Annotated in this window: 10 protein-coding genes; 3 read left to right on the top strand and 7 right to left on the bottom strand. The window is 72.5% G+C overall.

The features are described 5' to 3' along the window. The first annotated feature begins 118 nt into the window (after positions 1-118). Complete coding sequence (locus FM112_RS07865) at positions 119-466, top strand: Lsr2 family protein (protein WP_087006115.1); 348 nt, start codon at positions 119-121, stop codon at positions 464-466. 96 nt (positions 467-562) lie between these two features. Here the strand turns inward: FM112_RS07865 and FM112_RS07870 are convergent, their stop codons facing one another. Next, the gene (locus FM112_RS07870) at positions 563-1,366 is read right to left on the bottom strand and encodes an oxygenase MpaB family protein (RefSeq protein ID WP_176386732.1); all 804 of its coding nucleotides are present in this window, start codon (positions 1,364-1,366) and stop codon (positions 563-565) included. A gap of 180 nt (positions 1,367-1,546) precedes the next feature. Here FM112_RS07870 and FM112_RS07875 point away from each other — a divergent pair, with 180 nt between their 5' ends. Next, positions 1,547-2,440 carry an Lrp/AsnC family transcriptional regulator gene (locus tag FM112_RS07875; protein WP_176386733.1) on the top strand — a complete coding sequence of 298 codons (894 nt, stop codon included), beginning with the start codon at positions 1,547-1,549 and terminating at the stop codon, positions 2,438-2,440. A 33-nt stretch (positions 2,441-2,473) separates the two neighbouring features. On the opposite strand, the gene FM112_RS07880 is transcribed toward FM112_RS07875, so the two are convergent. From FM112_RS07880 to cls, 3 genes are all read right to left on the bottom strand, one after another. After that, positions 2,474-3,226, bottom strand: coding sequence for an EI24 domain-containing protein (locus tag FM112_RS07880; protein ID WP_087006125.1), 753 nt, complete (start codon positions 3,224-3,226; stop codon positions 2,474-2,476). A gap of 2 nt (positions 3,227-3,228) precedes the next feature. After that, positions 3,229-5,256, bottom strand: a complete 2,028-nt coding sequence (locus FM112_RS07885) for a DUF262 domain-containing protein (RefSeq protein WP_176386734.1) — start codon at positions 5,254-5,256, stop codon at positions 3,229-3,231. Between the two features lie 103 nt (positions 5,257-5,359). Continuing rightward, a complete protein-coding gene (gene cls, locus FM112_RS07890; protein ID WP_087006132.1) occupies positions 5,360-6,868 on the bottom strand; it encodes a cardiolipin synthase in 1,509 nt (502 codons plus the stop codon). A gap of 154 nt (positions 6,869-7,022) precedes the next feature. Here cls and FM112_RS07895 point away from each other — a divergent pair, with 154 nt between their 5' ends. After that, entirely contained in the window at positions 7,023-7,607 is a 585-nt protein-coding gene (locus tag FM112_RS07895; protein ID WP_087006137.1) for a hypothetical protein, read from the top strand. Positions 7,608-7,694: 87 nt separating this feature from the next. Here the strand turns inward: FM112_RS07895 and FM112_RS07900 are convergent, their stop codons facing one another. The 3 genes from FM112_RS07900 to FM112_RS07910 all read right to left on the bottom strand — a co-directional run bounded on the left by FM112_RS07900 (position 7,695) and on the right by FM112_RS07910 (position 14,077). Continuing rightward, positions 7,695-8,495, bottom strand: a complete 801-nt coding sequence (locus tag FM112_RS07900) for a methyltransferase domain-containing protein (protein WP_087006140.1) — start codon at positions 8,493-8,495, stop codon at positions 7,695-7,697. Between the two features lie 99 nt (positions 8,496-8,594). Beyond that, complete coding sequence (locus tag FM112_RS07905; protein WP_087006144.1) at positions 8,595-9,029, bottom strand: hypothetical protein; 435 nt, start codon at positions 9,027-9,029, stop codon at positions 8,595-8,597. Further along, positions 9,029-14,077, bottom strand: coding sequence for a DUF11 domain-containing protein (locus tag FM112_RS07910; protein ID WP_176386735.1), 5,049 nt, complete (start codon positions 14,075-14,077; stop codon positions 9,029-9,031). The genes FM112_RS07905 and FM112_RS07910 overlap by 1 nt, the downstream gene beginning before the upstream one ends. Positions 14,078-14,272 lie beyond the last annotated feature (195 nt).

Genomic DNA, 14,272 nt, shown 5'->3' on the forward strand with positions numbered 1-14,272 from the left:
TGCTATTCAGTAATGCATACTGAACACTGTGGGAAGTCGACGTCCGGCCGAATCACTGGAACCGCCGTCCCCGATCGTTCATCATCCGCCTATTCGCACACCGATACAGGAGCTCCCCATGGCGCGCAAAGTTGTCTATCAAATCATCGATGACCTCGACGGCACGGTGCTGCCGGACGGTCAGGGCGAAACCGTGAAATTCGGCCTCGACGGCGTCGACTACGAGCTCGACATCAGCAGCGAGAACGCCGCCAAGATCCGTGAGGAGATCGGGCAGTACGTGCGCCACGCCCGCCGCGTCGGCGGCCGCGCCCAGCGCGGCACGAAGACGAGCCTCCCGAGCACCGGCCCCAAGCGCGATCTCGCCGCGATCCGCAAGTGGGCCGCCGCCAACGGCTACGAGGTGGCCGACCGCGGCCGCATCCCGCACGCCGTGATCGAGGCCTACGACAAGGCGAACGACTAACGCCGGCCTCCCGTTATCGAAAGCGGGGAGGAACTCGTCCGAGTTCCTCCCCGCTTTTTCGGCATGCGGTGCCGAATGAGAGTTGCTGCGGTGCGATCAGGAATTCCGTTCCGCCCGATGGGAGGGCGATTCCGCCGATGCGCGCAGGCGGCGCAGCTGCACTTCCACCAGGCAGGTGCGGATGCTCCTCGGAAGAACCCGGTATAGCGGTATCGCGACGGCCCACCATAACTCGACGAGGAACCGATCCCGCTTCGACCATCCGGGGGCGAACTCCCGGCGCAACCGGCTCGGCAGCAGTTCGAGTGAAACCCTCGTGATCAGGGGCAGCAGCATTCGCAGATACCACGGCGCTCCGGCCGGGCGCTGCAATTCTTCGAATACGGATCGCGCATCATCCCCGACTCGGCGAAGGTCGAGTTCGGCGCGCCACCATTCCTCGAATTCCGGGATACTCGAGGGCCAGCTGTTCTCCGGCACCCGCAATTCGGTTCCGAGGACTTCGAATGCCGCGAGCAGGCTCTCGGCCTCGGCTGGGCTCGCCGGCCCGAACACCCGCTCGTGCACGTCCCGCGCCGCGACGTACAGCGTCGCCGCGACCCAGCGCTGCAGCCCGGGGTCGTTCGCGTCGTACCCCTCGCCGCGGACGAAGCCGTGCGCCCGGTTCACCCGGTCGCGCACGAGCCCCCGGTCGGCGTCGGTGCCGTGCACCGCCGCGGTCACGTAATCGAGCGTGCCGAGCAGCCGGCGGATGGGCGCGCCGGCGAAATCGCTGTGCCTCGCGACCCCGGCGGCGACGGCCGGGTGCGCGAGCTGCAGCAGGATCGCCGCGCCGCCGCCGGCGAGGATGACGCCCTCGGCGCTCATCCGCCGCCCCTGCGTGGTCCGCGATGCGTGCATCCCTCGAGGGTATGCCCGGAACCTCCGCGCGGCGACGCCCCGCTGCCCTGCGCGCGTGTGCGGCATCCCCGAGCCGGGCGACCGAGTACCATTTCCTGGTCGCCGACGACCCGGGGCGCCGCACGAGGCCGTGCGCAGCCCGGGCCGCATCCGATCACACGACCAGCAGGGGGTATGCCCATGCCCGATTCACAGGCGCGACTCGACGAGGCCCTCGTCGCCGCGCTCCGGGACGAGCCCCGGGCGACGGTGCTCGCACTCGCCCGGCGGACCGGCTTCCCCCGCGCCGTGATCGCCGCCCGGCTGAGGCAGCTGCAGGAGTCCGGCGACCTGCACGTGGTCGCGGCCAGGCATCCCGCCTACGACGACCGGCCCGTGATCGCCGCCATCGCGATCACTGCGGACTCCCCGATCGATCCCCTGCTCGAGCGGCTCCGCGCCGTCGAGGAGGCGGTGCTCGTCTCCGCGGTCATCGGCGCGTTCGACATCACCATGGAGGTGCGGCTGCGCACCCACGACGAGCTCGCGCGGCTCACCGCCCGCATCCGGGCGATCCCCGGCGTCGCGAGCCTCTCCACGCTCCTCTACGCCCGCGTGCTGAAGAGCTACGTGCACCACCTGCCCGTGCAGCGGATCGAGCTCGACGAGCGCGACGGCCGCCTCATCCGCGCGCTCGGCCGGGACGGCCGGATGTCCTGGCAGGAGCTCGCGGTCGAAGCGGGCCTGTCGCCCTCCGCCGCGCGCACCCGGGTGCACCGCATCCTCGACGCCGGCGCGGCCCGCATCGTCGTCATGGAGCGCGGGGGCCGCTTCGGGCGCGTGCTCGGGGTGACCGCGGGACTCAACCTCGCGGAGGAGGCCGACGCGGCCCTGCAGGGCATCCGCGAGGCCCCCGAGGTGGAGTTCGTGGTGTCGACGATCGGCCGCTTCGACGCGATCGTCCACCTCAAGGCCCGCGGGGCCGAGGGCGCGCACGCGTGCCTCGAGCGGATCCGCGCGCATCCGCGGATCGCGCGCGCGGAGACCTGGACGCACCTCGTGCCCGTCAAGGAGCAGTTCTCCGAGATCCTCTGAGCCCGGAACGCGGCGCACGTCGCCGGGGACCGCTCAGGCGGCCGTCCCGCGAGGATCCGGCGCGCGCCCCAGCATGTCCTGCACGAGCAGCGTGCTGCCCACCACCGCGGCGGGCATCGTCAGCACCGCGCCGAGCGGCACGAGGAAGCACAGGCTCGTGGCCACGCCGAAGCCGAGCGTGCGGCCGCGGAACCGCCTGCGCAGCCGCGTGCGGTCGCCGGCCTCGAACCCGCGGGCGGTGAACGCGCGCGAGGTGAGCTCGTCGGCGAGCACGAGGCCGCCGAGCACGGTGCCCAGCACGGCCGCCGCGAATCCGCCCAGGACGGGCACGAGTCCGAGCAGCATCGTGAGCAGGGCGATGCCGATGCCCTTGAGCAGCAGCACGAGCGCATCGCCGATCGACGTCCAGGCGCTGTACCGCGCATCGGGCACGGCGCCCAGCCGCTTCGCCTCCACGTCCTTCCAGATGCGCTGGTAGAAGGGCTCCCCCACCATCAGCGTGAGCGCCGTGAACGTGAACACGAGCAGCACCACGCCGCCGCCGAACAGCGCCGCGCCGATCGCGATGCGCACGATGACGGCGGCCCAGGCCGCCCAGTCCTGCGCCCAGGGCGTGAGGTGCTCGACGAGCCCGGGCAGCGAGGCGCCCCAGATCACGAGCGCGGTCGCGCCCAGCAGCGCGACGATCGCGGCGGGCACGAGGCCGAGCGCCATGAGGCCGGGGCTGGCCCGCCACCAGCCGAATCCGCGGAACAGCGTGCGCGCGCCCTGCCAGAACTCGCTCATCCTCAGCTCCGATCGCCCGCCGAGAAGCGGCGGCGGTAGACGTCCCAGAGGTCGCGGAGGGTGCGGCCGTCCGACTCGCGCACCCACACGTCGAGGCCCTGCGCGCTCGCATCCGAGACGCCTGCCACCGCCGCCGAGGGCGAGTCCACGAGCCGGCCGTCGGGCAGCTCGAAGCGGTGGTCCTCGGTGACGGCGATGCGGAAGGTCTCGCCGCGCTTGCGCCGCACCCACACGAACACATCGCCCGGGTCGACGAGCCCGACCTCCATGACGTCGCGCAGGCGGATGCGCCGCGACCGGAAATCGCCGATCCCGCCGGCCGCGCTGAGCAGCCGGCTCTCGCTGAGGCGCGTGAGGTCGACGCCCTCGGAGTCGAAGCGGATGCCCCAGAATTCCGCGAGCGCGACGACCAGCTCGTCCTGCCGCGCCTGCAGCACCCGCGCATCCCAGCGCTGCCCGGGCCGGCGCACCGCCGTGGCGGCGCTCTCGAGGTCGCCGTGCGCGGGGACCAGCCGGGCGGAGAACGCCTCGAACGAGGCGTCGCCGGGGCCTCGGCGCCGGCGCTCCCGGGTGAGGAGCATCGCCCCGAGCCGCGGCCGCCAGAACTCGGCGAGGGCGGGATCCACGCCCCAGCGCCCGAGCCGCTCGGCGCCGACCGGCAGCAGCGACATGATCGCGATCCCGCGGCGGGTGTCGATGAACTGCCCGGTGAGCCGCTCGTGCGCCCGCGTGAGCCAGATGAGCGGCAGCCGCCCCTTCTTCACCTCGCCCTTGAGGTGCTGGATCGCCTTCTTGCGCGTCTGGTCGTCGATGGCCGCGAGGCGCTCGGGGTCGAGGGCGCCGAGCTCCCGCACCGCGGTCTCGGCGGCGCGCAGCAGGGCGATCGCCTGCTGCTCGCGGGCCTGCCTGGAGAGCCCGGCGGTGACGCCCACTCCGGTGATCCGCTCGAGCCCCTCGAGGACGCCCGCGAGCTCGTCCGGCTGCTCCACCGTGCGCAGCGCCCACATCGCGAACGGGCGCCATTCGTCGCCGGGGTACTGCTGCAGCCTGCGGAGGGCGCGATCCACGCGCTCGTGCCCGTGCGCCGCATCGCCGCGCACGAAGCGGTTGACCTGCGCGAAGGGCAGCATGACCTCGTCGATGAACTCCGCGCCGCGCTCGCCCTCGTACCGCCCCTCGAGCACCTGGCTCGGGAAGTCGGCGATGAGCGCCCGCCTGCCGAGGCTCTTGCTCGAGATCACGAGCAGCTCGCGGAAGAACTCGTCCGGGTCGGCGCCCGCGGTCTCGATCGCCGCCTCCCAGCGGGCCGCGTACTCGTCGCGCATCGGCTCGGGCAGCCCGCCGACCACGCGGGACTTGAAGATATCGGCCGCCGTGAGCGGCATGCCGCGGGTGTTCATGACGCCGAAGATGCGGTGGGCGCTCTCGTAGTCGTCGGTCTCGACGAGCACCATGAAGGCGTGGCGGCTCACGTACTTGAAGAACGTCCAGCGGTCGCGGCGCTCGAGCTCGTCGGAGAGCAGGCGCACGAGCGCGCGCACGTTCTCGAGGATGTTCCGCTGCGCGGCCGTCGGCAGCTGCTCGGGCACGAGCTCGAGCAGGCTCGGGAAGTCGTCGCCCTGCACGAAGCGGAACATGAACGGCTGGTCGACGTCGCGCAGCAGGACGCGCGGGCTCTCGACGATGTCGCGCGTGATGCTGCCCTCGGTCTCGAGCAGCTCGGTGATGGCCTTGCGGTACTTGGGCTTCTCGTTGAGGTCGCGGAGCACCGCGAACATGAGCGAGAGCGTCGTGAGCCGCTGCTGCCCGTCGATCACCTGGAAGTGCTCGGCGTCATCGCTGCGCACCACCACGACCGAGCCGAGGAAATAGGATTCGTCCTCGCGCCGCCACGCGTCGAGCAGGTCCTCCGCGAGCTGCAGCGTCTCCTGCGTCGTCCACGAGTACTCTCGCTGGAAGTTCGGGATGCTGTACCGCCGGTATCCGCTCAGCATGTCCAGCAGGCTGTACTCGTGTGCCTTCAGGCCCATCGACCCTCCCTCGTCGTTCCGCCTCGTCATCGCGCCTGCCAACCACTGTAATGAGGGTCCCGACACCCGTCGCGGCGCGGGCGCCGGGGTCGCCGTGCTATCGCTACTGCAGCGCGGAGGTGAGCCGCATCACCGATTCGGTGTAGCGGCGGAGCACCGAGCGGCCCTGCCACGCGTCGATGTCGAGCTCGGCGCTGAGCCGCCGGTACTCGGCGATCACGTCCCGCACCTCCGTCACGATATCGCCGCCGTACGCGAGCAGGCTGATCTCGTAGTTGAGGCCGAACGAGCGCATGTCCATGTTCGAGGAGCCGAGCACCGCGCAGGTCTCGTCCACGAGGAAGCACTTGGTGTGGAGCACCTGGGGCGCCGGGTAGCGGTAGATGCGCACGCCCGCCTCGAGCAGCGCGTAGTAGTAGGAGGACTGCGCGCGGTCGACGACGAACTGGTCGGCCTCCTCGCTCACGTACAGCTCGACGCGCACGCCGCGGTAGGCGGCGGTGAGGATCGCGGCCATGAGCGACTCGTCGGGCACGAAGTAGGGGCTCACGATCGCGAGCCGCTCGCGGGCCATGTACATGAGCGAGGTGAAGGCGCGCAGGTTCGGATCGGTGCGGAACCCCGGGCCCGAGGGGATGAGCTGCACCGCGTTCACCGCGGCGCCCACCTGGGGCCGCGGGCCGTGCGGGGCGGGGATGAGGCCGGAGCCGCCCGAGGCGTCCTCGTCCGCGTTCCGGTACGCGTGCATCTCCACGGTCTCGCCCGATTCGCTGTACCAGTCCACCGCGAACACGGCCTCGAGCGAGGAGACGATCTCGCCGGCGAGCTCGATCGAGATGTCGTTCCAGCGGCGGCCGATCTTCGCGTTGCCGGGCTTGCCGTAGGCCGAGTCGATGAGGTTCTGCGACCCCATCACCGCGACCTGGCCGTCGACGACCAGGAGCTTGCGGTGGTTGCGCAGGTCGATCCGCCGCATCCGGCCCTGGAGCGGCAGGAACGGCAGCATGAGGTGCCATTCGATGCCGGCGGCCGTCATGCCCTTGAGGAACTCGTGGAATCCCGGATACTTGCGCGAGCCGAGGTGGTCGAGCAGCACGCGAACCTTCACGCCGCGCCGCACCGCCGCCTCGAGCGCGGCGAAGAAGGGCTCGGTGGTCCCGTCGCGGGCCATGATGTAGATCTCGACGTGCACCGTCTCGGACGCGCCCTCGACGAGCTCGGTCATGCGGCGGATGCTCGCCTCGTAGTCCATGAGCACGCCGTGGTTCGTGCCCGTGACCATGGGCAGCCCGGTGAGCGCCCGCGAGAGGTCCACGATGCCGCGGAGATCGGCGGGCGGGTCGACCGACTCGGGGACGTCGGGCAGGTTGCTCGTGCCCTGCTGGAGCAGGTCGTTCGCCTGGGCCTGGATGCGTGCCCGGCGGGCGTTGATGTACGGGCTGCCGATAATGAGGAACAGCGGCACCCCGACGATCGGGAGGAAGAGGATGAGCAGCAGCCACGCCGTCGAGGACGAGGGCCGGCGGTTCTCGGGCACGATGCCGATCGCGAGGATCTTCACGATGTACTCGATGACGACGTAGATCGTCGTGCCGATGGCGAACCCGCCCATGTCAGCGCCCCTCCTCCGTCCCGTGCCCTTCCAGGATACGGGCGCGGGACCGCCAGGTCCCGGCACCGGGCGCGGTTGAGCCGCCTGCGGCGAAGTGATCTAATGGTCGTTTTGCCCGCTCCGGGGGCCCGCGCCCCGGACACCGAGGAGGATCATGGTGAAGCACGCACGTCCCATCGGCGCCGTCGCCGCGGCGCTCGCCCTCGCGCTCGGCCTGACCGCGTGCGGTGCGGATGCGGCCGAGGCGCCGCAGGACGACGCCGCGCCCGATGCCGCTTCCGACGCCACGGCGCAGGATTCGCCCGCACCGGACGACGCGGCGCAGGATGCCGCCGAGCAGGACGACGGCGCCGCGCCCTCGGAATCCGAGGCGCCCGCGGACGAGCCCGGCGCCGGACCGCTGACCGTGACCGCCGAGGGCGACGGCCCGATCGGCCTGACCACCGGCGACGCGCCGGCCGGGACCGCGCAGTCCTTCGACGGCAGGCTCATCACCGGCCCCGGCGACTGCTTCGCCTACAAGGACCGCGACCGCCCGCAGCTGCTCGTCTTCCCCGCGGACGCCGAGTTCGTCACGAGCGGCGAGCGGCCCTCCGTGACCGCCGAGGCGCTCGGCACCGCGTACGCGGGCGAGCGCATCCAGGTCTCGGCCGTCGAGGTCCCGCAGGACGAGATCGACGGCATCCCGGAGCAGTGCGCGGCCGGCGCCGCCGACTCCGTCCTCGTCGTCGTGCCCTGACCGGGCGCCCGCGCCGGGCCGCCCCGCGCTCGCGGCCGGTCGGGGCGTCGCGCCTCCAGGTCGTCAGGCTGTCAGACGGTCAGGCGGTTAGGCGGTGGCGAGGATCTCGGCGTGCGGCATGAGGAGCCAGCCGTCGGGGTCCTGCGCCCAGCGCCGCCACCCCTCGGAGATCCGCTTGAGCGCGGCCCGGTCCGCGAGCCCGAGGGCCTCGGCCTTGTCCGCGAAGGCGGAGGCGAGCACCCGCTCGGCCCACATGCCGCCCCACCACGCGCGATCCCGCTCGTCCTCGAACAGCCACACGGAGGCGGAGCACTCGACGCGCTCGAAGCCCGCCGCGCTCGCCCAGCCCTTGAGGCGGCGACCGGCGGAGGGCTCCCCGCTCGTGCCGCGGTGCACCCGCACGTACAGCGCGATCCACTCGTCGAGCTCGGGATGCCCGGGCGACCATATGGTCCCCTCGTAGTCCACCTCGCGGACCGCGACCGTGCCGCCGGGCGCCGCGACCCGGCGCATCTCGCGGAGCATCCCCACCGGATCCGCGACGTGCTGCAGCACCTGGTGCGCGTGCACGACGTCGAACGCGCCGTCCGCGAAGCCGAGGGCGTAGGCGTCGCCGGTCTCGAACCGCAGGTTCCCGAGCCCGAGCGGCTCGGCGTCCCGCCGCGCCTCGACCACGATCTCCTCGGAGGCGTCCACGCCCACGACCGGGCCGGGCGCGACCCGCGACGCGAGGTCGGCCGTGATCGTGCCGGGCCCGGAGCCCACGTCGAGCACCCGCATCCCCGGCCGGAGCCGCGGGAGGAGGTACGCCGCGGAGTTCTCCGCCGTGCGCCAGGTGTGCGAGCGCAGCACGCTCGCGTGATGTCCGTGGGTGTACGCGTCTGCCATGGCGCCACAGTACTCCCCCGCCGCCCGCTCCTCTCCGCCGGGACGCGCAGAGACGCGCCGGGGCGCCCCGGCGCGATGCCGGGCGCCCCGCGATCCGCGCTACTGCGGGTCGAACCGCTCGACGCGCAGGACGCACTGCAGCCCGTCGCCGGACAGGTCGGCCTCGGCGCGCCAGGGCGCGGACTCCCCCGCCGGCACGGATTCGACGTCGACCTGCACGAGGCCGCGGGTGTCGCCGTTCTCGGTGAAGGCGACGTAGAGGCGGTAGCTCTGCGCGGCGCCGGTGGGGTTGGTCACCGTGCCCTCGCCGATCCAGCCGCCCTCGGCGGCCTCGCAGCGGTCGGTCTCCGCATCCTCGAGCGCGCCGACGAACTCCTCCACCGAGCCCTGCTGCTCGGTGATGTCCACGACGTCCTGCGCGCCGGTCGCGTCGGGGCCGTCTGCCCCGCCCTCGGCCGCGCAGGCGGCGAGGGCGAGGCAGGCGGCCGGCAGGAGCGCGAGCCCCGCGATCCGGCGTTCCCGGCGGCCCCGCATCAGCGGCGGTTCTTCCGGGCTCGGGCCATGATCGCGAGCGCGCCGCCGATCAGCAGCAGGCCTGCGGCGATGGCCACGATGAGCCAGGGCAGGGTGTCGCCGGTCTTGGCGAGGTCGCCCACGGGCACCTTCGCGTCGTCCCCGTCGGTCACCGGGTCGCCGCCGGCGGGCGGGATGCCGATGACGGTCGCGTGGTTGGTGACCGACTGGGCGCGCACGTCCGCCTCGGTGAGCGTGTACGTCGCGGTCGCCGTCGCCGACTGCCCGGGCGCGAGCACGCCGGGCGTGCCGGGCCAGCGGTACTCGAGCGCCGAGACGCCGGCCATCTCGTCGACGATCTCGACGCCCTCGAGCGTGACGTTGCCGGTGTTCGTCGCGGTGAAGGTGTACTCGATGCGGTCGCCGACGGCGCCGCCGCCCGTGACCTCGCCGGTCTTCTCGAGCTGGATCCCCGGGGAGGGCGGCAGCGGGGTCGTGACGGTGTCGTCATCGCCCACCGGGTCGCCGCCCGGCGGCGTCCCCTCGGCGCGGGCCGAGTTGACGACCTCGCCGCGGTCCACATCCGCCTGCGTGAGCGTGTACGTCGCCGTCGCCATCGCGGATTCGCCCGGCGCCAGCACCCCGGCCTCGCCCGGCCAGTCGTAGGCGAGGTCCGAGAGCCCCTCGAGCTCGTCCGAGATCGAGACGTCCTGCAGCGTCACGTTGCCGATGTTGGTGACGACGAAGGAGAACTCGACGGTCTCCCCGACCTGCGCCTCGCCCTGCGCCTCGCCGGTCTTGACGAGCTGCAGCGCGGGGCCCGGGGGCAGGGGCACGACGTGCGGCGAGTCGTCGCCGACCGGGTCCTGCGGGTCGCCGGGCTCGCCCGTGTCGGGGTCGAGCGGGGTCGGCGGGGTGCCCTCGGCCTCGGCGACGTTGACGACGCCGCCGCCGTCGACGTCCTCCTGCGTGACCGTGTAGGCGGCCGTGGCCCGCACCGATTCGCCCGGGGCGAGCACGCCGGGCTCGTTCGGCCAGGCGTCGTCCGGGATCTCGAGCGCGACTCCCGCCTCGGCGAGCATCGCGTCGACGAGGGTCACGTCGGTGAGGGTCACGGTGCCGCGGTTGGTCACGGTGAAGGTGTAGGTGATGGTCTGGCCCGGCTCGGCGGCGCCGTCGAGCGAGCCGTCCTTCACGACCTCGATCGCGGCGTCCCGATCGATCGGGGTCCGGACCGTATCGTCGTCCCCGACCGGGTCGCCCGAGGGCGGGGTGCCCTCGGCGCTCGCGGCGTTCTCCACGAGCCCGTTGTCGACGTCCTCCTGGGTGAGCGTGTAGGCGGCCGTGGCCTCGACCGACTGGCCGGGCTCGAGTACGCCGGGCTCGCCGGGCCACGCGAACTGCAGCGGGGAGAGCCCCTCGAGCTCGTCCGCGATGTCGACGTCGGTGAGCGTGACGTTGCCGGTGTTGGTGACGAGGAAGGTGTACTCGACCACGTCGCCCGCGACGGCGCCTTCCGCGACCTCGCCGGTCTTCACCAGCTCGATCGCGGGAGCGGCGGGCAGCGGGGTGTCGGTGTCGTCCTCGACCGGCGGCAGCGGCGCGGGCGGCTCGCCGCCCTCGGGCGTCGGCGGCGTGGCCGTGGCCGAGGCCTCGTTGTGCACGTTGCCGGAGTTCACATCCGCCTGGGTGAGCGTGTACGGCACCTCGACCGTCACGGTCTCGCCCGGGGCGAGGCGCCCTTCGGCGCCCGACCACACGGCGTTCGCGAGGTCGAGCTCGCCGCCCAGCAGCGGGTCCTCGATCACGATCTCCGAGAGGGTGGTGTTGCCCGTGTTGACCGCCGTGAAGGTGTACGTCACCGTGTCGCCGACCGCGGCGCCGGCGTCCAGCCGGCTCGTCTTCTCGAACGAGAGGCCCGATTCGACGGCGGGCTCGACCACGGCGTCGTCCTGATCGGAAGGGTCGATGGTGGACCCGGGGTTCTCCGGGTCCTCGACGTCCGAGGTGCTCATCACGACGGCCGTGTTGTCGACGCGCCCGGCGTCGATGTCGGCCTGCGTGAGCGGGTACGCCGCGGTGGCCTCGACGGATTCGCCGGGGCGCAGCACGCCCGGGGCGCCGGGCCAGGCGCCCTCGGGGATCGTGATCTCCACGCCCGCCTCCGCGAGCATCGCGTCGGCGATCGCCACGTTCTCGAGCGTGACGTTTCCGGTATTCCGCACCGTGAAGGTGTAGGCGACCTCGTCGCCCGCCGCGCTGCCCCCGGCGACGTCGAGCTCGGCGGACTTCACGAGCTCGATCGCGGCGCTCTGGACGAGCGGGACGATGTTGCCGTCCTCGTCGCGCACCGGGTCCTGCGGGGTGCCGGGTGCCCCGGGGTCCTCCGGATCCTTGCGGTCCGGCGGGGTGCCCTCGGCGGTGGCGGTGTTCACCACCGATCCGGCGTCGATGTCCGTCTGCTCGAGCACGTAGCCGGGCACGGTCACCTCGACCGATTCGCCGGGCCGCAGCACGCCCTCCTCGGCGGCGCTCCCCCAGTCCCACTCGGCCTGCTCGAGGTCGATGCCCTCGTTCTCGAGCATCGCGTCGCTCAGCCCGATGCCGGTGAGGGTGACGTTGCCGTCGTTGGTGATCGTGAAGGTGAATTCGACGGGGTCGCCCGCCGCGGGCTCCTTGCCCGGGTCGTCGGGGTTGAAGACGCCGGCCTTCTCGAGCTGGATGCTCGGCGCCGGGACGGGGCCGGGCACGGTCACCTCGTCGGGATCGCTCGGGACCGGCTCGCGCGGGTCGTCGGGATCGCCCGGGTCGCCCGGCGGGGTGCCGTGCGAGACCGCCGCGTTGTGCACGAATCCGTCGTCGACGTCCTGCTGCGTGACGGTGTAGATCGCGGTGGCGGTCACCGTCTCGCCCGGGAGCAGCACGCCCTCCTCGCCCGGCCAGGGGCCGAAGACGATCGGGACGCCCGCGTCGGCGAGCATCGCGTCCTCGATCCCCACGTCGGCGAGGGTCGTGTTGCCGGTGTTCGAGACCTCGAAGGTGTAGGTGATGGTGTCGCCGGCCTGGGCGAAGGCCTGGTCCTCCGCCACGGTCTTCTCGACGGCGATGCCCGGCGCGTAGGGCGCGGTGATCGTCCAGTCGTCGTCATCGGTCACGGCGTCGCCGCTCGGCGGCGTGCCCGTGCTCGTGGCGGTGTTCGTCACCCCGCCGGCCTCGACGTCGGCCTGGGTGACGGTGTACGTCGCGGTCGCCTCGACGGATTCGCCGGGGCGGAGGGTGCCCTCGGCCCCGGGCCATTCGCCATAGGTGAGCGCGGAGAGGCCCTCGAGCGGATCGGCGATCGTCACGTCGCGCAGGGTGGTGTCGCCGGTGTTGGTCGCCACGAAGGTGTAGGTGATGGTGTCGCCGGCGGCGATCCCGTCGGTGACGTCGGCGCTCTTGACGAGCTGGATGGCCGAGGCCGCATCGCCGGGGATCGGCAGCCGCGCGTCGTCGGTCACGTCCGGGCCGAACGGCGGGGTGCCCACGACGCTCGCGTCGTTCACGATCTGGCCGGCGTCGACGTGGTCCTGGGTGACCTCGATGGTCGCCTCGGCCTCGACCCATTCGCCGGGCTGCAGGGTGAGCGGGCTCGGCACCTCGTCGTTGGGCGCGCCCGACCAGCGGATGTACCGCAGCTCGGCGAGGCCCGGCAGCTCGTCCGTGATCTCGACGTTCTCGAGCGGGGTGTCGCCGGTGTTCGTGGCCCGGAAGGTGTAGGTGATCGTCTCGCCGGCCACGAGATCGTCCGTGTCGGCGGTCTTCACCAGCTCGATGGCGGGCCGGAGCGCGTCGTTGGTGTAGGTGCAGACGACGTCGGCGCCGGCGAGCTGGTTCGTGGGGAACGTGATGTGCGCCCTGCCGTCGGCCTCGGTGATGGGCACCTCGCTGCCGTCGGCCTCGTCGATGCAGACCAGCGACCGGTCGTAGCGCCCGAGCTCGGTGGTGCCCGCGCCCACCTCCTCCAGTGAGAATTCGTGACCCTGCAGCACGAAGGCCGGGCCGACGAACTGGTTCTGGATGCCGTCCTCGTCGCCCTCGGTCACGTCCGAGAGGCTGCCGTTGTCGCCGAGATAGGAGGGCCCGGACACCGTGAGCTCGAACTGGTCGTCCGCGTCCGCGCGGCCTCCGGGGAGGTCCTTCTGGAGCGAGATCGTGTTCGGGTAGGCGCAGCTGGCGAGATCGCCGAACGCCCCCGAGCCGGTGCCGGGCATGACCCGGGGCGTCGGGTTGTCGACGGTCGGGTCGATCTCGAGGACCTGCGACGCGGTGGAGACGTAGATGAGCCCGTTGTTCGCGAAGGCGATGCCGTTGCCCACGGCACTGCCGAGGGTCGTGAGCGCCTTCACCGGCAGCTGCGGCGCCGGCTCCCCCGGCGCCAGGGGCGCGCTCGGGATGTCGGTCTCCTCGACCGTGTAGACCGTCGACCCGGAGACGAGGATGAGCGAGCCGGAGGCGCTGAACGCCATGTCGCCGTTCGCCGCGCCCGGCAGGCCGGTGATGTCCGCGACGTGGAACGCCTGCCCGGTCGCCGGGTCGTACGCGCCGAGGTAGAGCGGGTTGCTCGCGTAGCCCGTGAAGTAGTAGAGGTCGTTGACGGGGTTCACCGCGCCGCGCACGGCCGAGGCCACGCCCGGGTTGAGCGTGGCGCTGGAGACCGACTCGGTGGCCGCGTCCCAGACGCGGATCTCCTTCGCCCCCGTGCCGGTGGTGTTCTGGATGGTGAACGCCTGCTGGCCGCCGTTGCTGATGCCGAGGCCGTTGTTCTGCAGGCCCGTGATCACGTTCGGCGTGCGCTGCTGCGTCAGCACGTTGTAGGCGTCGACGGAGCCGCCGCGCTGCAGGTAGATCGTGCTGCCGTCGCAGACGAGCGGCTCGGCCGCGTAGGCCGGCTCCGGCGCGGTCGCGCCGCCCGCGAGCACGAGGCCCGAGGCGACCACCGCGGAGGCCGCGAATCCGCCGACGAGTTTCCTGAGCCACCGCTGCAGCCGGCCGCTCCGGCCGCCGTCCCGTGCTCGATTCCAGTTCATGTCCACTCCAGTCCCTACTCCGGTGATGAACGTCGATTCCGCGCACCGGTTCCGCCGGCCCGCAGACGCATCGGCGCGCCCTCGCGCCGCACACCTCACCAGCATAGGGCGAATCGCTTTTCGGCACACAGTCCGAAAAGCGGGGCCTCAGCGGCGGCGCCGCACGCCGTCGGCGCGGAGATGACGAACCGACTC

It is taken from the genome of Gulosibacter sp. 10 (assembly GCF_900163695.1).
In the GTDB taxonomy this organism is placed as follows: Bacteria; Actinomycetota; Actinomycetes; order Actinomycetales; family Microbacteriaceae; genus Gulosibacter.